General features: G+C 70.0%; 16 protein-coding genes. 12 read left to right on the top strand and 4 right to left on the bottom strand.

Annotation, left to right across the window (positions count from 1 at the left end; genetic code table 11):
• On the bottom strand, nucleotides 1-325 hold a 325-nt coding region (locus tag FED44_RS31885; protein ID WP_279633918.1), incomplete at its 3' end, for a Clp protease N-terminal domain-containing protein.
• Between the two features lie 668 nt (nucleotides 326-993).
• On the opposite strand from FED44_RS31885, the gene FED44_RS31880 reads away from it, so the two are divergent.
• The gene (locus tag FED44_RS31880) at nucleotides 994-2,793 is read left to right on the top strand and encodes an RICIN domain-containing protein (protein ID WP_167521644.1); all 1,800 of its coding nucleotides are present in this window, start codon (nucleotides 994-996) and stop codon (nucleotides 2,791-2,793) included.
• Between the two features lie 107 nt (nucleotides 2,794-2,900).
• Here the strand turns inward: FED44_RS31880 and FED44_RS31870 are convergent, their stop codons facing one another.
• Both FED44_RS31870 and FED44_RS31865 read right to left on the bottom strand, forming a co-directional pair.
• Nucleotides 2,901-4,589, bottom strand: a complete 1,689-nt coding sequence (locus FED44_RS31870; RefSeq protein WP_167521643.1) for a ThuA domain-containing protein — start codon at nucleotides 4,587-4,589, stop codon at nucleotides 2,901-2,903.
• Nucleotides 4,590-5,062: 473 nt separating this feature from the next.
• The gene (locus FED44_RS31865; protein WP_138462991.1) at nucleotides 5,063-5,830 is read right to left on the bottom strand and encodes a FadR/GntR family transcriptional regulator; all 768 of its coding nucleotides are present in this window, start codon (nucleotides 5,828-5,830) and stop codon (nucleotides 5,063-5,065) included.
• A gap of 138 nt (nucleotides 5,831-5,968) precedes the next feature.
• On the opposite strand from FED44_RS31865, the gene FED44_RS31860 reads away from it, so the two are divergent.
• From FED44_RS31860 to arfA, 6 genes are all read left to right on the top strand, one after another.
• On the top strand, nucleotides 5,969-7,246 hold the full coding sequence (locus tag FED44_RS31860) for an ABC transporter substrate-binding protein (protein ID WP_111702036.1): 1,278 nt from the start codon (nucleotides 5,969-5,971) through the stop codon (nucleotides 7,244-7,246).
• Between the two features lie 2 nt (nucleotides 7,247-7,248).
• Entirely contained in the window at nucleotides 7,249-8,226 is a 978-nt protein-coding gene (locus FED44_RS31855) for a carbohydrate ABC transporter permease (RefSeq protein ID WP_111702034.1), read from the top strand.
• Entirely contained in the window at nucleotides 8,226-9,053 is an 828-nt protein-coding gene (locus FED44_RS31850; protein ID WP_111702032.1) for a carbohydrate ABC transporter permease, read from the top strand. The genes FED44_RS31855 and FED44_RS31850 overlap by 1 nt, the downstream gene beginning before the upstream one ends.
• Nucleotide 9,054: 1 nt before the next feature.
• Nucleotides 9,055-10,254 (top strand): mandelate racemase/muconate lactonizing enzyme family protein, encoded by a 1,200-nt coding sequence (locus FED44_RS31845; RefSeq protein WP_111702030.1) that lies wholly within the window; start codon nucleotides 9,055-9,057, stop codon nucleotides 10,252-10,254.
• 147 nt (nucleotides 10,255-10,401) lie between these two features.
• Nucleotides 10,402-13,296, top strand: a complete 2,895-nt coding sequence (locus tag FED44_RS31840) for an NEW3 domain-containing protein (RefSeq protein ID WP_111702028.1) — start codon at nucleotides 10,402-10,404, stop codon at nucleotides 13,294-13,296.
• 173 nt (nucleotides 13,297-13,469) lie between these two features.
• Nucleotides 13,470-14,966, top strand: coding sequence for an arabinosylfuranosidase ArfA (gene arfA, locus FED44_RS31835; protein ID WP_138462990.1), 1,497 nt, complete (start codon nucleotides 13,470-13,472; stop codon nucleotides 14,964-14,966).
• Here arfA and FED44_RS31830 read toward each other — a convergent pair.
• Nucleotides 14,947-15,987 (bottom strand): LacI family DNA-binding transcriptional regulator, encoded by a 1,041-nt coding sequence (locus FED44_RS31830; protein WP_111702024.1) that lies wholly within the window; start codon nucleotides 15,985-15,987, stop codon nucleotides 14,947-14,949. The genes arfA and FED44_RS31830 overlap by 20 nt on opposite strands.
• Before the next feature lie 290 nt (nucleotides 15,988-16,277).
• Between FED44_RS31830 and FED44_RS31825 the strand changes: the two genes are divergently transcribed.
• From FED44_RS31825 to FED44_RS31805, 5 genes are read left to right on the top strand one after another with little or no spacing between them, the layout of a single operon-like run.
• Complete coding sequence (locus FED44_RS31825) at nucleotides 16,278-17,270, top strand: ABC transporter permease (protein ID WP_111702022.1); 993 nt, start codon at nucleotides 16,278-16,280, stop codon at nucleotides 17,268-17,270.
• Nucleotides 17,267-18,139, top strand: coding sequence for a carbohydrate ABC transporter permease (locus FED44_RS31820; protein WP_138462989.1), 873 nt, complete (start codon nucleotides 17,267-17,269; stop codon nucleotides 18,137-18,139). Before FED44_RS31825 ends, FED44_RS31820 begins: the two co-directional genes overlap by 4 nt.
• 58 nt (nucleotides 18,140-18,197) lie before the next feature.
• Nucleotides 18,198-19,853: an ABC transporter substrate-binding protein gene (locus tag FED44_RS31815; RefSeq protein WP_111702018.1), complete on the top strand. Its 1,656-nt coding sequence runs from the start codon at nucleotides 18,198-18,200 to the stop codon at nucleotides 19,851-19,853.
• A 60-nt stretch (nucleotides 19,854-19,913) separates the two neighbouring features.
• On the top strand, nucleotides 19,914-20,648 hold the full coding sequence (locus FED44_RS31810; RefSeq protein WP_111702016.1) for a hypothetical protein: 735 nt from the start codon (nucleotides 19,914-19,916) through the stop codon (nucleotides 20,646-20,648).
• 42 nt (nucleotides 20,649-20,690) lie between these two features.
• Nucleotides 20,691-22,925 (top strand): alpha-glucuronidase, encoded by a 2,235-nt coding sequence (locus FED44_RS31805; RefSeq protein WP_138462988.1) that lies wholly within the window; start codon nucleotides 20,691-20,693, stop codon nucleotides 22,923-22,925.
• The last annotated feature ends 200 nt before the right edge of the window (nucleotides 22,926-23,125 follow it).

The raw sequence follows: 23,125 nt of genomic DNA, 5'->3' as shown, positions 1-23,125 counted from the left end.
GGATGTGCTCGGTGCCGATGTAGTTGTGCCCAAGCTGCAACGCCTCACGAAGCGACAGCTCGAGCACCTTCTTGGCACGCGGAGTGAAGGGAATGTGCCCCGACGGCGCCGACTGCCCCTGGCCGATCGTCTCCTCGACCTGCCGGCGTACGGCCTCGAGGCTGATCCCCAGGCTCTCCAGAGCCTTGGCCGCCACACCTTCGCCCTCATGGATCAAGCCAAGAAGAATGTGCTCGGTACCGATGTAATTATGGTTGAGCATCCGGGCCTCTTCCTGGGCCAGGACCACAACCCGCCGCGCACGGTCGGTGAACCTCTCGAACATGTCGGCTCCCCTCCGAAGCTGAGCCTGAATCGGAGTCTTCACTCTAGTTGCCGGGCCCCGGGTAAGGCCCCTCCGTAATCCCGGCACGGAGCTGGTGGACCGGCCCGGCCGGCGAGCGGGCGTGACCCAACGCGCCGGGGGCCACCCGCCGTGGGCTGCGCGTCTTCGCCGTGAACGGCCCGGAAACGCACCGGGGACGCCCGGGGAGGGTGCCCCCGCCCTGCGGTTCTTTCGCGCGAAGCGTAACCACCGAACCGGGCGCCGGCCCGGACATCACCCGAGCGGCACGGCGTCCCCCTCCCTCGCTCACCGCATCCCATCTCTAACCGGTTCGATGGAAGTTTCATGCGATGAGACCGGTCCAGGTCCGCGGGATCGCACGCCGCGGCGCTGGCCGGGAAACAGTCCGTACACATACAGGACACCCACCATTGACATCAACTCAGGGGCAAGCCTAGGCTTCGCGACGAATCGATTCGACTGATCCGGCGGGAGCCTCCGCCGCGCCTGCGGCGCGGCCACCGGTGAGGCCCGCCGGGAACCGCTCCGCGACGGCGTCCGGGAAGCCCCGGGAGAGGTTCGGCATTTCGCTCGGCCCCCCGTACAGCCCCCCAAAGAACAACTCCCAGCACAACTCCCAGAACACCCCTCTGTCCAAGGAGTCGCCAGTGGACACCACCCCCCGTACGCGACGCCGGCGTCGCCAGGGCCTCGCCGCGCTGCTGTCGGCCACGGCCATGGTCGCCGCGTCCGTCCTCGCGACCGCCGGGCCGGCCCAGGCCGCCGACGAGTCCATCACCGTGAACTTCTCCGTCACGAACGGTTCCCCGACCTACCGGGCGTCGGGGTGGATCTACGGCATGACCGAGAACGGCGCCAATCCGCCGGACCATTTCTTCACCGACGTGAAGTACCGGTACATGCGGGCCGGTGGCGCGCAGCTCGACAGCCCGGGCGGGTGGGTGTCGGGCAAGTACGACCGGCGGTGGAACGCCACCCGGGCGCAGTTGCTGCGCACCCGCTCGCTGGGCGGGGAGTTCGTCCTGCTGGTGCACGACCTGTGGGGCGCCGACGGTTACGCGATCTCGCGCTTCCCGGGCGACAACGGCAACTGGACCGACTACGACAACTTCCTCACCCGCGTGATCAACGACGTGCGGGCGACGGGTGCCCCGGTGCAGTGGGACATCTGGAACGAGCCCAACATCACGATTTTCTGGAACCGTCCCCAGTCGCAGTACTTCGAGATGTGGAAGCGGGCCTACCAGCGCATCCGGGCCGCGTTCCCGTCCCAGCTGATCGTGGGCCCGAGCCTGGCGGGCGTGCCGTCCACGAGCGGCTGGTGGACGCAGTACCTGGACTACGTCAAGGCCAACAACGCCGTGCCCGACATCGTCAGCTGGCACTCGCTGCCCGGCGACCCGGTGTCCAACGTGGCCACCGCGAACACCAGCCTCGACTCGCGGGGCATCGCCCACCCCCGCCCGTACCAGATCAACGAGTACGGCGCGTCCAACGAGCAGAACCCGGCCGACGGCGCCTGGTACATCGCCCGGCTTGAACGGGCCGGTGCCGACGGCCTGCGCGCGAACTGGGCCAGTGGCGGCAACCTGCACAACGACCTGGGCAACCTCCTGACCCACAACTCCGCCGGCCAGTACTCGCCCAAGGGCGAGTGGTGGGTCTACCGCTTCTACGGCTCCCAGACCGGGCAGATCGCTTCGGTCACCCCCAGCTCGAACTACGACGCCTTCGCCACCAAGGACACCGCGAACGCCAAGATCCTCCTCGGCGGCGGCCGCACCACCGGCAACGTCGCGGTCAACCTGCAACGCCTCGACACCACCAGCGGCATCGTGCAGAACAACCAGGTACGCGTCGTCGTCGAGCGCATCCCCTACAGCGGCGGCGGCGCCGTCACCGGCCCGGTCACCGTCCAGAACACCGTGGTGAACGTGTCGAACAACGGCGCCACCGTCAACGTCCCGCACACGAGCATCGACGACACCTACACCGTCACCCTCCTGCCCCCCGACACCTCGGGTCCGTCGCCGTCGGCTTCTCCGAGTTCTCCGAGCGGCGGCGCGACGGCGGTGCGCAACGTCAACGCGAGTCGCTGCCTGGACGTGCCGGGCGCGAGCACGGCCAACGGCTCCCAGCTCCAGCTCTGGGACTGCAACGGCCAGGCCAACCAGCAGTGGACGTACACCTCGTCCAAGCAGCTGCAGGTGTACGGCAACAAGTGCCTGGACGCCGAGGCCGCCGGCACCGCGAACGGCACCCGGGCGATCATCTGGGACTGCAACGGCCAGGCCAACCAGCAGTGGAACGTCAACTCCGACGGCACCATCACCGGCGTGCAGTCGGGCAAGTGCCTGGAGGCGAGCAACTTCGGCACCGCGAACGGAACGAAGGTGCAGCTGTGGTCCTGCACCGGAACGACCAGCCAGAAGTGGACCCGGAGCTGACCACTCCCCCCGGCCCCGTCTCCGTTCCGGTGACCGGAGGGCCGCCGGAACGGAGAAGGCCGTGAGACGGCCCGGCGGCGAGGACGCCTCGCCGCCGGGCTGCCGCGTCATCGGGTGACGGTGACGGTGTCGAGGTCGTACAGGTAGCCGGTGCCGCTACCGGTGAAGACGAGGTACAGCGGACCGGACGCCGAGCCGGTCAGAGTGGTCGAGACCGTCGTGAAGGTGTCCCAGCTTCCGGTGGACGAGACCGCGACCTGGCCGAGCACCGTCCCGTTCTGCGACCCGGACCGGATCTGGATCGTCCCGCCCGAGCCGCCGGAGGACACCCGCGCCGAGAACGTCTTCGCGCCCTGCGTGTTCACCTGCGAGTACGCCGCCCAGTCGCCGTTGTTGATGTATCCGGCGGTCCGGCCGCCGCTGGCGGTGGAGTGGTTCGCCTGCTGCAGGCCCGACTGCGCGGTGTACGCCTCACCCTCGACCGTCTGGCTGCTGGGGGTGGGGCTGGCGCTGGGGCTCGGACTCGGGCTGGGGCTCGGACTGGGACTCGGGCTCGGACTGGGACTCGGACTGGGACTCGGGCTCGGACTGGGACTCGGGCTCGGGCTCGGGCTCGGGCTCGGGCTCGAGCCGGACTTGGTGAGGGAGAACGAGTCCACGTTGAACAGGTAGCCGGATCCTCCCGTGAAGACCAGGAAGAGCGGCCCGGACGCCGATCCGTTCAGGGTCGCGGACACGGTCGTGAAGGTGTCCCAGCTTCCGGTGGACGAGACCGCGACCTGGCCGAGTACGGTGCCGGTCTGCGAGCCGGAGCGGATCTGGATGGTGCCGCCCGAGCCGGCCGAGGAGACGCGCGCGGTGAACCGGGTCGCGCCCGCCGTGCTCACCGAGGAGTAACCCGTCCAGTCGCCGTTCTCGATGAAGCCGACCGCCTTGCCGCCGCCGGCCGTGCTCTGGGTGGTCTGCTGGACTCCCGACTGCGAGGTGTAGGACTCGGCCTCGATCGTCGTGCCGTTGTTGTTACCGGGCGGAGCGCAGTCGGCCTGCACCATGCCGGCGGCGTACCTGATGCCGCCGAGCAGCAGGTTGCGGATGCCCTGCTCGGAGTAGGACTGGATCGAGTGACCCATGCCCGTGTAGAACGACCGCCCGGACGCCTGCGGGTGGCACCAGGTGATCGGGTGGTCGCCCATGTTCCCGCCGCTGTAGCTGCTCTCGTCGAGGGTCTGCAGCACGTGGGTCGTGGACCGCGGGTTGGTGCGGTAGTTGTACCACTCGTCGGTCCGCGACCACGCCGCCGCGAGGCCCGCGGTCGCCGGATGCGTGCTGTCCTCGGTCCTGACGGTCGCCTGCTGGATCGCCGGGTGGTTGTTGAACCAGGCGCCCACCAGCTGCCCGTAGTAGGGCCAGTCGTACTCGGTGTCGGCCGCGGAGTGGACGCCGACGTATCCGCCGCCGCCGTCGACGTACGACTGGAAGGCGGTCTGCTGGGTGGCGTTGAGGACGTCCCCGGTGGTGCTGAGGAAGACCACGGCCTTGTACTGCGCGAGGTTGCCCGAGGTGAACGCGTTCGCGTCCTCCGTGGCGTCGACGGTGAAGTTGTTCGCGGCGCCCAGGTCGCGGATGGCCTGGATGCCCGTCGGGATGGAGTCGTGCCGGAACGCGGCCGTCTTGGAGAACACGAGCACCTTGTAAGCCGGGTCGGCGGCGTGGACGGCGGTCGGGAGCGACACGCTCGCTACAAGCGCGGCGGCCGCCGCCGACGCGCTCAGTAAGACCTTTGCGGCTTTCGGCATGGGTGTCCTTTCGTCGCGGCGCCCGGCACGGCCCCCCTTCTCCTGGTGTCGTGGGGGCCGTGCCCGGGCGCCGCATCAGGTGTGGTCAGGTCACGCCCTGTGAGGGGGATCCCGCCGTCGAGACGAGGGCCGTACGACGGCGCACGGCTTGTGCGGATCTTCGGAGTGAGCCGGCCCGGGAAGGAGAGCCCGGAGGGTCAGCTACTAGTTAGTTTGCGCGTGACGAGACCGTCAAGACCGTAAGCCCGCTTATACCGGTCTCCGCACACCCGCACCCGGTCACCGTCGGCACCCGCTCTGGTCAGCGCGGCGACGCGCCGGCCGAGGGCCGGCAGCCCCTATGAAGCGTTCATATGTGTCGCACTCTTCGCCCGGGCACGAGTCCCCCGCCGCTCCGCGGTTCGTGGACCGCGTGATCGGGCCGGGCGCCCGCGATCCCGGCGTCCGGCCCGCGGGCCGTGTCTCCGACGTCTCTAACGTTCCAGGCGTACGGGATTGGCGGGACCGCTGCGGCGGACGAGCCACGCGTCGGTGATGTGTTTGAACATCGCCTCGGCCGCGCCGTCGGGGTCGTGGGCGGCGATGCGCTCGTAGATACGGCGATGACCGAGGTTGGACGCCACGCACAGGGCCCGCTCGGACCGGCCCATGTAGCGCGCGGTGTTGACGACCTGGCTCTCCAGCGAGCGGACCACGCCCCGGGCGATGCGGTTCCCGGACGCCCGCATGACCGTGTCGTGGAAGGCGCGGTCGTGCTCCTCGTACGTCAGGTGGTCGTCCACGAGCTCGTCCATCCGGTCGACCAGCGCGCGCAGCCGGTCGACGGTGTCCTGGTCCGCGCAGCGGGCGGCGACGTTGGCCATGTCGGCCTCCAGCACGCGCCGGGTGACGACGACGTCGTCGAGGATCGCCAGGCTCTCGTCCTCGGCGATGGTCGCCGAGAGGACGAGCTCGTCGAGCATGTCCCACGACGTCGGCGGGGTGACCATGGTGCCGGCGCCCTGGCGGACCTGCACCAGGCCCTTCTCCTGCAGGATCTTCACCGCTTCACGGACCACGGTCCGGCTCACCGAGAAGGCCTCGCACAGCGCGGGCTCGGGCGGCAGAGGCGTCCCCGACGGGTGCACGCCGCGCACGATGCGCACCACCAGCTCCGCCGTCACCGCCTTGGCGAGGCTCGCCGGTCGGCGCACCCAGGCAGGCGACGGAACGTCGCGGGCCGATTCCTGCGATGCCGTCATCTCATCCTCCGATGGCCTGCCGGGACGGCACGCCCACCGGCGAGTATATGTCAGCAGTATTGACGTCAGACGTCATACGAGTTACGTTTTCGCCGCAGACGGCCGGGTCAACCGGCCACGCTCTGGAGAGTGACAGCCATGAAGCAGCGAACACTGTGGTCGGCCGTCCTGGTCGCGGGGCTGACCGTGGCGGGATGTGGAAGCGCCACCCGAACTGCCCCCTCACCTGCCGCTTCCGGAACCTCCGGCACCGGCAAGCTGGTGGTCTGGGACTGGAAGTCGGGCGACGCGACCGCGGCCTCCTATATCGAGAAGGCGAAGGCTGACTTCGCCAAGAAGCACCCGGGCGTCACGGTCGAGTTCGTGGCCCAGCCCTTCGACAACTACTACACCCTGCTCGGCACGGCCATCCAGTCCAGCACGGGACCGGACGTCATGCTCTTCAACGGAGGCGGGCAGCTGCGTGACCGCGTGGACGCGCTCCTCCCGCTCGACGAGTATGTGGCCGAGGACCGCCAGCGGCTCGCGGGCTGGGACGCGTTCAGCAAGGACGGCAAGGTCTACGCCGCACCGGTGACGCTGCAGGGACACCCGATCTACTACAACAAGGACATCTACCAGAAGGCGGGGCTCGACCCGGCCAAGCCGCCCGCGACGTGGGACGAGCTCATGACCGCCTGCGCGGCCGTCAAGAAGGCGGGGAAGAGCTGCTTCGCGCTGGGCAACAAGGAGGGCTTCGGCATCCAGTTCTTCCTCTCGGGCCTGGGCTCGGGCGTGCTCACTCCCCAGGAGTACGACGACTGGATCGCCGGCAAGCGCGACTGGACCTCCCCTCACGTGAAGCAGATCTTCACGCTGTGGAAGGACGTCAACGACAAGGGCTTCAACAACGCCGGGGCCAACTCGACCGCGATGTTCAACGACTCGTGGGCGATCTTCCAGTCCGGCAAGGCCGCCAACGTCATCGGGCTGATGTCGGACATCGGGCACTGGAAGGACTTCGGCGAGTTCCTGCCGCCCGACCAGATCGGCGTGATGCCGGCCCCGGTCGTGACCGACGGAGCCACTCCGAGCCTCGCCTACGACGGCGGCATCGGCTACGGGGTCGCGAAGTGGACGAAGGACCCGAAGCTGGCGGCCGACCTGGTGCGGTCCCTGACGTCGACCGACGCCCTGACCGCGTTCTACGCCAAGGCCGGCGCGATCGCCTCCGACACCACGATCGACGCTTCGCAGTCCGGCCCGGCCGCCGGCGCCATCGTGGCGGCGATCAAGAGCGGTAAGCCCGCCCTGCACGTCGCGTTGTCCTCGAAGACGCTGGACCTGATGGGACGGCTGTCGCAGAAGCTGCTGAGCGGGTCGGTGACCGTCGACAAGGCGATGGACCAGATGGCCGCGGCCGACAAGGCGAGCTGACAATGCCGATCGGAGGCTCCTCTCCGCTGGTCCGCCCGGGCGCGCCCGGGCGGACCAGTGGGGAGGACACCACACGACAGGCGAGCCACCGTGCCACCGGAGCGGGCTCCCGGCGGGCGGCGCGCTCGGAGCGTCTCGCACCGTACGTCCTGGTGGCCCCGGCCGTACTGATCATCCTGGGGCTGCGGCTGTACCCGCTGATCCTCGGCGTCAACTTCTCCTTCACCGGCGACGGCGACCGCAACGGGACGACGGTCGGGTTCGACAACTACCTGGAACTGTTCGACGACCCGCTGTTCCGCACCGCGCTGGGCAACGTGGGGCTGCTCGTGCTGCTGCTGCCCGTGGCGGTGGCGATCCCGGGCCTGCTCGCGACGTTCATCTACCTGCGGGTCCCCGGGCACCGGGTGTTCCGCAGCGTCTACTTCTTCCCCGCCGTGCTCTCACCGGTGATCGTCGGTTCGATCTTCAACCTGATGCTCGCCTTCGACGGCCCGCTGAACACCGTGCTCGGCACGATCGGCATCGGCCCGGTCGACTGGCTCGGCGACCCGGACGTGACCATGTTCACCGTGGTCGGCGTGCACGTGTGGGCGACGTTCGGGATGGCGCTGGTGGTCTTCCTCGCCGGGTTCTCGACCCTCGACTCCTCGCTGCTGGACGCCGCGCAGATGGACGGCGCGTCACTGGCCCGGACCATCTGGCACGTGGTCATCCCGAGCCTGTCCCGCACCATCGCGTTCGTGCTCGTGACGACCATGATCGGCATGCTGACGTCCATGTTCGGCCTGCTGTACGTCATGACCAGCGGCGGCCCGGAGGGGTCGACGTACCTGCCGGAGTACTACATCTGGATCCAGCAGGGACAGATGAACCGCCCGGCGCTGGCCTCCGCCGCGTCGACGGTTCTCTTCCTCATCATGCTCGTGGTGGGGCTGGCGCAGGTCGGCCTGCTCCGCCGCGCGGGAAGGCAGGACTGATGCGCGGCAGGCGCCTGAGCGGATGGGTGGCCGCCGTTCCGATGGCGGCCCTCGCGCTCGCCACCGTCTACCCCCTGGTGTTCACCGCCAACGTCGCCCTGAAGACCCGGCGCGAGTACGTCCTCGACCGCTTCGCTCCCCTGAACTCCCCGCACTGGGAGAACATCGGCACGGCGTGGTCCGAGGCCGGCATGGCGCGGTACTTCGCCAACTCGCTCCTCGTGGTGACGGTCTCGGTGGCCCTGCTGCTGCTGCTCGGGTCGATGGCGGGTTTCGCGCTGAGCCGGCTGCGGTTCCGCGGCTCCAGGGTGATCTTCCTGGGCTGTCTCGCGGCGCTGTTCGTGCCGTTCCAGGTGATCATGGTGCCGCTCGCCCGGGTCATGGCGGACACCGGCCTCATCGACACCTATCCGGGCCTGATCCTCGCCTACGTCGCGCAGTGGCTCCCGTTCACCGTCTTCCTGATGACGAGCCACTACACGACGATCCCGATGGAGATCGTCGACGCGGCGCGGATCGACGGCAACACCGTCTACGGCGTCTACCGGCGGATCATGATCCCGCTCGGCACGCCGGCGCTGTTGTCGGTCGGCATCCTCGACACCCTGTTCTGCTGGAACGACGTGCTGATCGCCCTGCTGACGATGAACTCGGCCGACCACCGCACCCTCATGGTCGGGGTCACCTCGCTGCGCGGACAGTACTCCGACGACATCCCCACCTTCGCCTCCGGAGTCCTGATCGCCGCCGTCCCGGTCCTGATGATCTATCTGTTCCTCCAGCGCCAGATCGCCGACGGCGTGACCGCTGGTTCCACGAAGGGCTGACATGCGGATTTCGGGGTATCGCACGCTCAAGACGGTCCAGGACTGGGGCCGCCCGGTCGGCGACGCCAACGGCGTCTACGCCGACGGGGTCGTACCGGTCCAGATCGTCATGGTGGACACCGACGAGGGGATCACCGGGGTCGGCATCGGGCCGCACGTGGAGATCGACACGGTGTTCGCCGCCGTCGAGGGCGAGGATCCGCGCGCCGTCACGGCGCTCTACGACCGCATGCTGCGGCACACCTTCAAGGCGGGTCACGCGGGCGTCGTGTTCGGGACCATCGGCGCGATCGACACCGCGTTGTGGGACATCAAGGCGCAGGCGGCCGGCGAACCGCTCTGGCGCCTGCTGGGGGGACGCGACCGGCGGGTCCCCGCGTACGCCTCGGGCCTGGACATCGGCCTGACCGACGACGAGCTCGTCGCGGCCTACAAGGAGTACGCCGGGTACGGCCTGCGCGCCGCCAAGATCAAGGGCGGCCTCGACGTCGAGCGGGACCTGCGCCGGCTGAGGCTGGTGCGCGACGTCCTGACCGAGGCCGGGCAGGGAGCGCGGCCGGGCCTGATGCTCGACGTGAACGAGGCCTGGACGCGCAAGCAGGCCGTCCGGCACGTCGGCGAGATCGAAGACGTCCTGGACCTCACCTGGATCGAGGAGCCCGTACGGCGCTGGGACGCCGAGGGCATGGCCGCCGTCGGCCGCGGGATCCGGGCCTCGGTCGCCGCCGGGGAGAACCTCAGCGGCCTCGAACAGTTCCGTCCGCTGCTCGCGGCGGGGGCCGTCGACATCGTCCAGACGGCCGCCGTGTGGGGCGTCACCCACTTCCTCCGGGTGTCGGCCCTCGCGCACGCCCACGACCTGCCGGTCAGCCCGATCGGCAACACGCCGGTCGGGCTGCTGCACGCCGCCACCTCGGTGCCGAACCACCTGGTCAGCGAGCTGCAGGACCTGCGGCCGCCGCTCGGCGTGTCCGCCGACATGCACATCGAGGACGGCGCGTTCGTCCTTGGAGACGCGCCGGGCCACGGCCTCACGGTCGACGAGAGCGCGATCGGCGCGTTCACCCGGCGGGCGAGCGCGGCCACGGCCGACAGCCCCAACGTCCGGCCGGAGCACGCCGGGCGGCGTCTGCTCCCCGTGCCCGACCACGGCCACCGGCCGCACCAGCTCACCTCTTCAAGCGACCGGGCGGCGAGGTAACCCGTCCCCGAGGTAATCCGCACCGCCCGGCGCTCGCCGTCCCTGCGCACTCCGTGCCGGAAGAAAGGAAGAAACATGCGTCCGTCACCCGAGTCGCGAAGACGACCACAGGGAAGAACATCGGCCGCGGCATCCGCCGCCTTACTCGTGACCGCCGGACTGCTCGCCGCGCCCGGCCCCGCCCAGGCGGAGGCCCAGGCCACCGAGACGATCGTGGTGGCGCCCACCGGAGCCGCGAACGCCGACGACAACAACAAGGGCAGCAAGGTGCGGCCGCTGGCCACCCTGGGAGAGGCACAACGGCGGGCCCGGGCCGCCGCGGCCGAGGGAACGCGCGACGTCACGGTCGAACTCCTCGACGGGACCTACCGGCTGACCTCGCCGCTGCGTTTCGACGCCGCCGACTCCGGCCGGAACGGGCACACCGTCACCTGGAAGGCCGCGCGCGGGGCCACGCCCGTGCTGAGCGGCGCCACGCCCGTCACCGGCTGGGAGGTCGACGACGAGGCCACCGGCGTCTACCGGGCCCAAGTCGGCGCCGGGTTCGACACCAGGCAGCTCTACGTGGACGGGAAGCCCGCGCAGCGCGCACGGATCAGCGTGGCACGGTCCGACATCACCCTGACCCCCACCGGCTTCACCATCAAGAACCCCGATCTCGCCTACCTCGCCACGCTTCCCGACCAGAAGCGCATCGACTTCCAGGCGATGCTGTCGTTCACCAACCGGTTCGCGCCGGTGGAGAGCATCTCCGGCTCCACGGTCGTGATGCAGCAGCCGGCCTGGGACAACAACACGTACGGGTACGACGCCATTCAGGCCCCGTTCCGGACACCGAAGTTCTTCCTGCTCAATTCGCGGAAGTTCCTGGACGAGCCCGGCGAGTGGTATCTGGACTCGACGGCTGGAACGCTCTACTACAAACCCCTCCCCGGCCAGGACATCTCCAGCGCGCGGGTCGAGCTTCCCCGCCTGGAGTCGCTGGTCCAGGTCGGCGGCACCTACGACGCGCCGGCCCACGACCTCCGGTTCGAGGGCCTGACCTTCACCGGCACCACGTGGCTGCACCCCAGCACCTCCGACGGCTACGCGAACCAGCAGACCGGCGCCTTCATCAGCGGCGTCCAGCCCCACAGGCCGGCGGACGCGTTCACCTCGTGCGCCTCGGGCTGCAAGGGCTTCGAGGGCTCCCGCAACGGCTGGGCGCAGGCGGCCGCGGCGGTGCAGGTGTCGGCCGCGGAGGACGTCGCCTTCGTGGACAGCTCCTTCGTGAACCTCGGTTCCGTCGGGCTCGGCATCGGCAACGACGCCGACGCCCACGCCACCGGCGTGGGGCTCGGCGCGCACCGGGTGTCGGTCGTGGGGAGCACGTTCACCGCGAGCGCCGGCGGCGGCATCGTGGTCGGCGGCATCCGACCGGACGCGCACCACCCGTCCGATCCCCGCATGGTCAACAGCGACATCCTGCTGCGTGACAACCGCGTCTACGCGACCGCGCTCGAATACCTGGACCAGGACGCGATCTTCGCCAGCTACGTCACGCGGCTGGCGATCGAGCACAACTACGTCTCCGACATGCCGTACACCGGCATCGGCGTCGGCTACGGCTGGGGCGCCAACGACCCGGGAGGCAGCCCCGAGTACATCAACCGCGGGCTGTACGACTTCCAGCCGCTCTACGACACGCCGACGACCCTGAGCGACGTCCGCGTGGTGGGCAACCACGTCCGCAAGGTCGTGCAGACCATGTTCGACGCCGGCTGCATCTACACGCTCTCGGCGATGCCGCGCAGCGTCATCGACGAGAACTACTGCGAGAGCAGCGGGCAGCTCGGCCTGTACTTCGACGAGGGCTCCCGCTACGTGAGCGCGAACCGCAACGTCTTCGTCGGCACCGCCGCGCAGTGGGCGCACGCCAACAACCAGAACGGCAACCACACCGGCGATCTCACCCTCACCGGCAACTACTCCACCAACCCCGCGATCACCGGCATCGTCAACGGCCAGCGCGGCAACGTCACCAGGGACAACGTGACCATCACCGCCGGCGGCATCCCCGTCGAGGCCGCCCGGATCATCTACCAGGCGGGTCCCACCGGGGACTACCGCGGCGCGCCCGACCCGCAGCGGCCTCCGGTCGGCGTCTCCCTCACGGCGGACCCCGCCAGCGTGAGCGCCGGGGGGTCCTCGACCGTCACCGTCACGGCCGGGAACGTGAGCGACATCCGGGTCACCGACCTGACCGTCTCGATCACCGTCCCCGAGGGCTGGCGGGCCGAACGCATCGGCAGGCCGGTGAAGCGCGCGTTCCCCGCCGACGCCTCGGCCACCGAGACATGGAAGATCACCGCACCCGAGTCGTTCACGACACCGGTCAGCCGCGCGGCCGTCAAGGCGGCGGTGAGCTTCACCGCCGCCAAGACCGGGATCGGCTACACGCTGGACAGGTCGCTGACCCTGACCGCGCTCAACCCGCTCACCTCCCTGAAGTCGCACGGCTCGGTGCCGAGCCGGTTCGCGGAGGCCGGGCCGGAGTACGCCATCCTCACCACCGGGACCGACATCTGGCAGGACGCCGCCGGATCGTTCGACGAGTACGGCGCGCTCTACCGGGACGACGCGGCCGGGAGCGCGTCCACCGTGACCGCGCGGGTCACCCAGATGGACAACACCAACGCCTGGGCCAAGGCGGGGGTCGTCCTCCGCAACGACGTCACCGGCACGGGCTCGTCTCCCGGATACGCCGTCATGGTGGTCACCCCCGGGAACGGGGTCGCCTTCCAGTGGGACTCCAACGGCAACGGCTACCTCGACTCGTTCAGCGGGGCCTCGGGGATCAAGGCGCCCGCGTGGGTCCGCCTCGTCCGCTCCGGCGACCAGGTCAGCGGTTACTACTCCACGAACGGCACCACCTGGACCAAGGTCGGCCCGACCGTGACCCTGCCCGGCATCGCCGACCGGCAGGACGCGGGACTGATCGCCACGTCCCACGCGGCGGGCGTGACGGGGCAGTTCGGCTTCGCCGACTTCGGCGTGAGCTGATCCGGGCGCCGTACGGGCCCACCTGAGCCCGGACGGCGACGGAACACGGAACGGAACACGACACCGGAACACGGCGTCGGGGGCCGGCCGCGATCGCGGCCGGCCCTTGACCGTTCGCCATGCGAGCGCTAACAATCGCCGGGCGACACACTCCTGCGATCAAGGAGAAGCCCGTGCTCAAGGCACAGCTGACCATCGATCCCGCCCAACGGGTGGCTCCGGTGCGGCGCCGTACGTTCGGCACGTTCGTCGAGCACCTCGGCCGCTGCGTCTACACCGGGATCTACGAGCCCGGCCACCCCACCGCCGACGCGGACGGATTCCGCGGCGACGTACTCGCGCTCACCCGTGAGCTGGGCGTGACCACCGTCCGCTATCCCGGCGGCAACTTCGTCTCCGGCTACCGCTGGGAGGACGGCGTGGGCCCGCGTGAGCGGCGCCCCCGGCGGCTCGACCTGGCCTGGCACAGCACGGAGACCAACGAGATCGGGGTCGACGAGTTCGTCCGGTGGTCCCGCCTGGCCGGCCTGGAGCCGATGATGGCGGTGAACCTCGGCACGCGCGGCGTCCTGGAAGCCGTCGACCTGCTCGAATACTGCAACATCCCGTCCGGGACCACGCTCTCGGACCTGCGGGTGGCGGGCGGCGCCAAGGAGCCGCACGACATCCGCATCTGGTGCCTGGGCAACGAGATGGACGGCCCCTGGCAGATAGGGCACAAGACCGCCCGCGAGTACGGCAGGCTCGCCGCGGAGACGGCCCGGGCCATGCGCATGGTCGACCCCGGACTCGAACTGGTGGCGTGCGGCAGTTCCGGCTCCTCGATGCCGACGTTCGGGTCCTGGGAGACGACCGTCCTCGAGGAGACCTACGACCTGGTCGACCACATCTCCTGCCACGCCTACTACGAGGAGAAGGACGGCGACCTCGGCGGCTTCCTGGCCTGCGCGACCGACATGGAGCACTTCATCTCGACGGTCGTCTCGATCGCCGACCAGGTGGGGGCGCGGCTCGGCTCCGGCAAGAAGATCTCCGTGTCGTTCGACGAGTGGAACATCTGGTACCTCAGCAGGCACCAGTCGGCTCCTCCCCCGCCGGACTGGCCGGTCGCGCCGCCGCTGCTGGAGGACCACTACCACCTCGCCGACGCCGTGGCGTTCGGCGGCCTGCTCGTCACGCTGCTGCGGCACAGCGACCGGGTCGCGGCGGCCTGCCTGGCCCAGCTCGTCAACGTGATCGCGCCGATCATGACCGAGCCGGGCGGCCGGGCCTGGCGGCAGACGACCTTCCACCCGTTCGCCCAGGCCGCGCGGTACGCCTCGGGCGACGTCCTGCTCACCGAGCCGGTCGGGCCGTCGTACGAGACCGGCGAGTTCGGGCAGGTCCCGGTGCTCCACGCGGTGGCCACCCACGACGACCGGTTCACCACGGTGTTCGCGGTGAACCGGTCGGTGACCGAGCCCCTGGAACTGGAGCTCGACACGCGGGCGCTCGGCGCCGTACGGATCGCCGAGGCCACGACGCTCGCCCACGAGGACGTGTACGCCCGCAACACGGCCGACGACCCCGAGCGGGTGGCGCCCCGCCCCAACACCTCCCACCGGAGCGATCCCCAGCGGATCGTGCTGCCGCCGGTCTCCTGGAACGTGATCAGGCTGACGAGGGCCTGACCGGCGGCGCGGTGCTGTCGCGGACCACCAGTTCGTTCGCGAGGTCGATGCGGCTCGTGGCCACCTCACCGCCACGGGCCAGGTCGAGCAGCATCTGGGTCGCGACCACCGCCATGTCGGACAGCGGCTGGTTCACCGTGGTCAGGGCGGGCTCGACCCAGGCGGCGGCCGGCACGTCGTCGTACCCGACCACGGACAGCTCGCCGGGGACGTCGAGGCCGAGCCGCCGCGCGGCCCGGAGCACGCCGAGCGCCTGGAGGTCCGACCCGGCGAAGATCGCGGTCGGGCGGGCGGCGCCCGACAGGAGGTCCATGCCGTGCTCGAAACCGGCATCGACGTAGAAGTTGCCGTAGCGCACCAGGGCGGGGTCGACGGCCAGCCCGGCCTCGTCGTGGGCGACCCGGAAGCCGGCGACCCGCGCCCTGCTGCACAGCACGTCCTTCGGCCCCGAGACGACCGCGATCCGGCGGTGGCCGAGCTCCAGGAGATGGCGGGTGGCGAGCAGGCCGCCGTTCCAGTTGTTGGAGCCCACCGTGGGCACGGACGCGGGGGTCACGCTGTCGGTGTCGACGACGACGAACGGGATCCGCTGCCGCCGCAGCCTCCGCTGCTGCGACTGCGACGGGCCGCACAGGACGAACAGCACCCCGAGCGGACGGCGGTCGAGCAGCCCGTCGAGCCACTCCTCCGGCAGCCGGTGCGCTCCCCCCAGCTGCGAGAGGGCGACCTCGATCCTCGCGGGGGCGGCGACGGAGTCCACGCCCCGGATGATCTCCATCGACCAGACGGAGTTCAACTGGTGGAAGACGAGGTCGATCTGGCCCTTGAGCGGCCGCCGTCTGACGCGGGGGCGGTACTCGTGCCGCGCCAGGCACGCCTCGACGCGTTCCCGGGTGGCCGGCGCGACGTCGGGGCGGCCGTTGAGGACCTTGGACACCGTGGTCACCGAGACACCGGTCTCCTCGGCGATGGACGCGATCGTCGCGCGGCGGGGGCCCTGGGCGGAGGTAGGGCTGGTCATCGGTCCACTCGTCGTTTCCGTGGGCTGGTAGTTTCCGAAAATTTCGTGAAACTCTACCAGCGCGAGGGCCTTCGATAAGCCGAGACCAGCGTGATCGCGGAGCGAGCGGACGGCCCTTGACTTCCCTCTTGACGCCCCTTGTCCAGGGGTTTATATTTCCGCAATATTAATCCACATTATCGAAACTTTCGGTCATATCGCCCGGCGTCTTCCGTTCGCGGCGTGCTGACGCGGCGGCGTGGTGGCGGCGCGGCGGCGCCGCCACCGGAGATGGCACCGGAGGCACGAGGATGAGCACCACCAAGGCGATCGACGGGTCACCGGACACCGGTGACCCCCGGCGGGCGGGCCCCGGCCCGGCCCGTACGGAACGCCCTCCGGGCCGCACCTGGCGTCAGGCGCTGCGCCGGGACTGGCAGCTGTACTCGCTGGCGATCCTCCCGCTGCTGTTCTTCCTGGTGTTCCGGTACCTGCCGATGATCGGCAACGTGATCGCCTTCCGGAAGTTCCGGCCCGGCGGCGGCATACTGGGTGAGGAGTGGGTGGGCCTGCGCTACGTGCGCATGTTCCTGGACGACCCCTCGTTCTGGCACGTGTTCACCAATACGGTGATCCTCGGCGCGCTGACCCTGCTGTTCTGCTTCCCGATGCCGATCGTGCTGGCCCTGCTGCTCAACGAACTGCGCGGCCGGCGGATCAAGCGGTTCGTCCAGTCGGTGTCCTACCTGCCGCACTTCGTGTCGATGGTGGTGGTGGCCGGTCTCGTCATGGAACTGCTGTCGGTGGACGGGCCGGTGAACCAGGTGCTGCGGGCGCTGGGCGACGACCCGATCGCGTTCATGCAGGAGGCGGGCTGGTTCCGGACGATCTACGTCTCCTCGGAGATGTGGCAGACGGTCGGCTGGGGGACGATCATCTATCTCGCCGCGCTCACGACGATCGACGACCAGCTGTACGAGGCGGCCCGGATCGACGGCGCGAGCCGGTGGCGGCAGATCTGGCACGTGGCCCTTCCCGGCATCCGGCCGACCGCGGTCACCCTGCTGATCCTGAACATCGGCACGTTCATGGCGGTCGGCTTCGAGAAGGTCCTGCTGCTCTACAACCCGCTGACGTATCCGACCGCCGACGTGATCTCCACGTACCTGTACCGCATGGGCATCATCTCCAACAGCTTCAGCTACGCCGCGGCGATCGGCCTGTTCGAGGCCCTCATCGGGCTCGCCCTGGTGCTGTCGGCCAACCTGATCTCGCGCCGGACCGTGGGGACGAGCCTGTGGTGACCGTGGACCGGACCCCGGGCCGTCGGCTGTTCCGGGTGGTCAACGCCGTCGTCCTCGCCGGCGTCGTGCTGGTGACCCTGTATCCCTTCGTCAACATCGTCGCGCGGTCGCTGAGCGACGAGTTCGCGATCCGGGCCGGCAAGGTGAACCTCCTCCCCGTCGGGTTCACCTTCCATACGTACGGGTTCGTGGCGTCCGACCCGACGTTCTGGACGAACTACCGCAACACGGTGGTCTACACGGTCGTCGCCACGGCCATCGCGATGATCATGACGACCTGCTACGCGTACGTGCTGTCGAAGAGGCACCTGAAGGGCCGCACGTTCCTGATCGGGGTCGCGGTCTTCACCATGTTCTTCTCCGGCGGGCTCATCCCCAACTACGTGCTGATCTCCGGCCTCGGGATGAAGGACACCATCTGGGCCATCGTGCTGCCGAACGCGATCAGCGTCTTCAACCTGCTGGTGATGAAGACGTTCTTCGAGGGCATCCCGGCGGAGCTGGAGGAGGCCGCCGCGATCGACGGCATGAGCACGTACGGCATCCTGCTGCGGATCGTGCTGCCGCTGTCGAAGGCGGTCATCGCCACGATGGTGCTGTTCTACGCCGTCTCGTTCTGGAACTCGTGGTTTCCCGCATTCCTCTACATGACGCAGAGCGACCTGTTCCCGGTGACCGTCTACCTGCGCAACCTCACCGCGGGGGCCACCACGGGGACGTCCGTCGGCGCCGACGCCACCGACATGACCGTGGCCACCAACATCAAGGCGGTGACGATGGTCCTCACCGTCCTCCCGATCCTGACGATCTATCCCTTCGTCCAGCGGTACTTCGTCAAGGGAGTCATGCTCGGCGCGGTGAAGGGATAGCCGCGCCGATCCTCGCACTCAGGCAGCCCCGCTCCCCCAGGGAAAGGACCCCCCTCTCATGCACAAGATCAACCGGCGTCAGGCGATGGTCGCCATGGGTGCGTTCGCCGCGCTCGCCGGCTGCGGAAGCGGTGACGAGACCGGCGGCAAGAAGAGCGGTGAGGCCCTCTCGGCGAACCGGGACGGCGCGATGGCCGACTACGCCGCCGGCAAGCAGTTCAAGGCCGCCGCGCCGCTGACGTTCACCATCCTCTACAACAACCACCCGTTCTATCCGCTGCAGAAGGACTGGTTGTTCTGGTCCGAGCTCACCAAGCGGACGAACGTGACGCTCCAGCCGAACGTGGTGCCGCTCAGCGACTACGAGAACAAGCGCAGCCTGATCATCGGGGCGGGCGACGCACCCATGATCATCCCCAAGACCTACCCGGGCCAGGAGGTTCCCTTCGTCGCCTCCGGCGCGGTCCTGCCGGTCAGCGACTACATCGACCTGATGCCGAACTTCAAGGACAAGATCGCCAAGTGGAACCTGCAGCCCGACCTGGACACCCTCCGGCAGTCGGACGGCCGCTTCTACCTGCTTCCCGGCCTCCACGAGGACTACTGGGTGGAGTACACGCTGGAGGTCCGCGCCGACGTCCTCGAGAAGCTCGGGCTTGAGACTCCGCAGACCTGGGACGACGTGCACGCCATGCTGAAGGCGATGAAGGAGGAGTACCCCGACTCCTATCCCTACTCCGACCGGTGGTCCGTGCCCATCCCGGGCGGCGCCATGCTGAACCAGGTCTTCGGCCTGGGCTGCGGGGCACGCGGCGGCTGGGGCTTCAACACCGGCCTCACCTGGGATCCGGCCGCCGGGAAGTGGGCCTACACGGGCGCGATGCCGCAGTACAAGCAGATGCTGCAGTTCATCCACACCCTGGTGCAGGAGAAGCTGCTCGACCCGGAGAGCTTCACGCAGACCGACGACCAGGCGATCCAGAAGCTGGCGTCCGGCAAGTCCTTCGTGATCAGCGGCAACGCCCAGACCCTCGTCAACGAGTATCGCCCGCCGCTGAAGAAGGCGAATCCGAAGGCCAGGCTGGTCAAGATCCCGGTGCCCGTCGGGCCGCTCGGGCCCATCAAGGCCGACTCCAACGACACCCGGCTGGAGAACGGCATCATGATCTCCGCGAAGGCCAAGGACAGCAAGAACTTCGTGGCGATGATGCAGTTCATCGACTGGCTCTGGTACTCCGACGAGGGCCAGGTGTTCGCCAAGTGGGGCGTCGAGGGGGTCACCCACACCAGGGACGCCTCCGGCTTCCACCTCGCGAAGGACGTCGACTTCGTCGGGCTCAACCCCGGGGCGCCCAAGCACCTGCAGAAGGACTTCGGCTTCTCCAACGGCGTGTTCGCGTACGGCGGGAGCACCGAACTGCTCCAGTCGGTCTTCTCGGAGGAGGAGATCGAGTGGCAGAAGGCCATGAACGCCCGGAAGGCGCTGCCGCCGAAGCCGCCGGCCCCCCTCAACGACGAGGAGCGTGAGCAGGCCGCGCTGTGGCAGACCCCGCTGAAGGACCACGCCACGCAGAACTCGCTCGAGTTCATCCTCGGCAAGCGTGACTTCTCCGAGTGGGACGCGTACGTGCAGGAGCTGGAGGCCAAGAACATGTCCGCCTACGTGAACCTGGCGAACAGCGCCTACGAGCGGTACAAGAAGGAGCACGGCTGACCGTCGTGCCGGTAGGCGCGTTCGACTTCGCGGCGGCCCGATCGACCAGGAGACTCCCCCATGACCGACACGACGACGACGTCAGGGGCGGCGACGTCCGCGGCGACGACGGAGGCGGCACGGCGGTTCGGCACCGGCCCGCTCTCGCGGGCCGCCGCGCTGGTCTACACCCTGCTCGTGGTCGAACTGCTGCTGCTGACCGCCTGCCTGCCCGGCCTGGCGGGGCTCGTCCTGCTCGGCCTGTTCGGGCGTGACGCGACCAACCTGCCGCTGGCCGCGGCCTGCCTGCTCCCGGCCGGCCCGGCGCTGTCGGCCGCGCTGTACGCGCTGCACCGCCGCCGCACGGATCTGGCGGACCTGCGTCCGGCGGCGGCGTTCCTGCGCGGCTACGCGATGAACGTCCGCGGCGCGCTCAAGGTGTGGGTCCCGGCGCTGGCGTTGCTGACCGTCGTCGCGGTCGTCCTCGCGAACTTCCCCGCCGCCGGAGTGCCGGACTGGTGGACGGTGCCACTCGTCGTCATCGGGGTGGTGACGGTGGTGTGGACCGCGAACGCGCTGGTGATCACCTCTCTCTTCGCGTTCCGGGGGCGGGACGTCGCCCGCCTCGCCGCCTACTTCCTGTTCCGGACGCCCCGGGTGGCGCTGGGCGACGCGGGACTCCTCGTCGCGGCGGCCGGTCTCACGCTGGTCGCCACCGAGGCGGCGACGGCGGCGCTGGCCTCGGTGTTCGCGGCGCTGCTGCTGCTGAACAGCCGGCCGATGATCGCCGAGGTGCGGGACAGGTTCACTGCGTGACCCTCCCGCGACGACCGGTACGCCCGTCCGAAGGGAAGTCCCTTGACCTCTTCCGGCCCGCCCGGCACCCCCGGTTCGCGCGGCGTCCACCCGGCGTGGCTGCCGGACGAGGCGTTCCGGCCGATCGGCTCGCGCCGTACGCTCCTGTGCGGCGGCGGACCGCTCGCCGGAACCGTGCACGAGGAGGTGGCGTCGGCCTGCGCCCGGTACGGCGGCAGCGTCCGGCGGCGGGCGGCCGGCCCGGACGAGGCCCCGGAGGCCGGCGCGGACGACGGCGCGGGCGACGGCGCGGACGAGGGCGGGCCGTACGACCTCGTGCTCGCGCTCACCACGGCCGGGCCCCTGCCCGCCGTCACCGAGACGGCCCTGGCCGGGTTCCGGCGAGGGCCCGCGCCGGGTGACGGCCCGGCGGTCGGCCCGGACATCGGCCCGGTGATCGGCACGGCCGGCGGGGACGAGCGCATCGGGGACGAGGGCTACGTCGTCGCCCGGCACGAAGGCGTCACGGTGGTGCTCGCCGATTCGGCGACCGGCCTGCTCTACGGCCTGTTCCATCTGGTGCGGCTCGGCGAGGAGGCGTTCGGCGCCGCGCGGCCGGCCGAGCACCACCGGCCCGCGGCCCGGCTGCGCATGCTCGACCACTGGGACAACGTGGACGTGCACCCGGTGATGGGCCAGGTCGAGCGCGGCTACGCGGGCGGGTCGATCTTCTGGCGCGACGGCGCGTTGCGCGACGACCTGACGCGGGTCCGCGCCTACGGGCGGCTGCTGGCCGCCTGCGGGGTGAACGCGGTCACGGTGAACAACGTGAACGTGCACGCCACGGAGACCCTCCTGCTCACCGATCGTCTCCGCGACGTCGCCGCGATCGCGGACCGGCTGCGCCCCTACGGCGTACGGGTACACCTGTCGGTGAACTTCGCCGCGCCGGTCGCCCTCGGCGGGACGGCGACCGCCGACCCGCTCGACGAGGACGTGCGGGCGTGGTGGGCCGCCGTCACCGCGCGGGTGTACGAGGCGATCCCCGACTTCGGCGGCTACGTGGTCAAGGCCGACTCCGAGGGGCAGCCGGGGCCCCACGCGTACGGACGTGACCATGCCGACGGCGCGAACCTGCTCGCCGAGGCGCTGGCGCCGTTCGGCGGGGTCGTCCACTGGCGCGCCTTCGTCTACAACCACCGGCAGGACTGGCGCGACAGGTCGACCGACCGGGCCCGGGCGGCGTACGACCACTTCACCCCGCTCGACGGGCGCTTCCGCGACAACGTGATCCTCCAGGTGAAGCACGGCCCGATCGACTTCCAGGTGCGCGAGCCGGTCTCGCCGGTGATCGCGGCGATGCCCCGCACCCGGGTCGCGGTGGAGCTTCAGGTGACGCAGGAGTACACCGGCCAGCAGCGGCACGTCTGCTACCTCGCGCCGATGTGGAGCGAGGTGCTCGGCTTCCGCCCGTGGGGACCCGCCGGGCCCGGAGTGGCCCACGTGGTGGCCGGTGACGTCGCCGACGGGGCGGCCGGTGGAGGGCTGGTCGGGGTCTCCAACGTCGGCGACGACCCCTACTGGACCGGCCACCCGCTCGCCCAGGCCAACCTGTACGCCTTCGGCCGGCTCGCCTGGGCGCCGTCCTCCGACCCGGCCGCGATCCTCGACGAGTGGATCGGCCTCACGTTCCCGGCGGCGGCGGGCGGGAACGACGCGACCGGCGGGGACGACGGGCGGCTGCGGGAGGCCCTGCACGAGATCATGGACGACTCGTGCGGCACGTACGAGCGGTACACCGTGCCGCTAGGCGTGGGGTTCATGGTCCGCCCCGGCCACCACTACGGCCCGGACGTGGACGGGTACGAGTACACGCCGTGGGGCACCTACCACTTCGCCGACCGCGACGGCGTGGGCGTCGACCGCACCCGCGCCACCGGCACGGGGTTCACGGGCCAGTATCCGCCGCCGTGGTCGGAGGTCTACGAGTCGCTCGCGCGGTGCCCCGACGAACTGCTGCTGTTCTTCCACCACGTCCCGTACGGGCACGTGCTGCACGACGGGACCACCGTCATCCAGCACATCTACGACACGCATTTCGCCGGCGTCGAGGAGGTGGAGCGGGCGCGGCTGCGCTGGGCGGAGCTCGCCGGGCTGGTGCCCGACGCCCCGCACGCCCGCGTACGCGAGTTGTTCGCGGAGCAGCTCCGCTGCGCCGAGGAGTGGCGCGACCAGGTCAACGCCTACTTCCTCCGCAAGTCGGGCGTGCCCGACGCCCGAGGCCGCCGCATCCCCTGAGCATCCCTGAGCCCCTCCCCGAACGCCGGACCTTCCGGACGCCGGGGCTCGTGATCGCGACAGGCGCTGCAATCACCGTGCGTGATGCCACAGTCACGACGACGCGGACGCCGGGGCGTCCGTCCAGTCCACCCGCAAGATCGGCCCAAGTCAACGCGTTCCGGACAGGATTAAGGCCAAAGGTCAGATGTTCTCGAGTG

The sequence above is a fragment of the Microbispora triticiradicis genome, assembly GCF_005864065.1.
Taxonomy (GTDB): domain Bacteria; phylum Actinomycetota; class Actinomycetes; order Streptosporangiales; family Streptosporangiaceae; genus Microbispora; species Microbispora triticiradicis.
Note: the sequence above shows the minus strand (reverse complement) of the source record. Positions and strands in the feature narration are given on the sequence as shown.

Excerpts from the sequence above, each read along its gene's own strand:
- FED44_RS31870 (WP_167521643.1), bottom strand. The coding sequence starts at position 4,589 with ATGCCGAAAGCCGCAAAGGTCTTACTGAGCGCGTCGGCGGCGGCCGCC.
- FED44_RS31865 (WP_138462991.1), bottom strand. The coding sequence starts at position 5,830 with ATGACGGCATCGCAGGAATCGGCCCGCGACGTTCCGTCGCCTGCCTGG.
- FED44_RS31860 (WP_111702036.1), top strand. The coding sequence starts at position 5,969 with ATGAAGCAGCGAACACTGTGGTCGGCCGTCCTGGTCGCGGGGCTGACC.
- FED44_RS31855 (WP_111702034.1), top strand. The coding sequence starts at position 7,249 with ATGCCGATCGGAGGCTCCTCTCCGCTGGTCCGCCCGGGCGCGCCCGGG.
- FED44_RS31850 (WP_111702032.1), top strand. The coding sequence starts at position 8,226 with ATGCGCGGCAGGCGCCTGAGCGGATGGGTGGCCGCCGTTCCGATGGCG.
- FED44_RS31845 (WP_111702030.1), top strand. The coding sequence starts at position 9,055 with ATGCGGATTTCGGGGTATCGCACGCTCAAGACGGTCCAGGACTGGGGC.
- FED44_RS31830 (WP_111702024.1), bottom strand. The coding sequence starts at position 15,987 with ATGACCAGCCCTACCTCCGCCCAGGGCCCCCGCCGCGCGACGATCGCG.
- FED44_RS31825 (WP_111702022.1), top strand. The coding sequence starts at position 16,278 with ATGAGCACCACCAAGGCGATCGACGGGTCACCGGACACCGGTGACCCC.
- FED44_RS31815 (WP_111702018.1), top strand. The coding sequence starts at position 18,198 with ATGCACAAGATCAACCGGCGTCAGGCGATGGTCGCCATGGGTGCGTTC.
- FED44_RS31810 (WP_111702016.1), top strand. The coding sequence starts at position 19,914 with ATGACCGACACGACGACGACGTCAGGGGCGGCGACGTCCGCGGCGACG.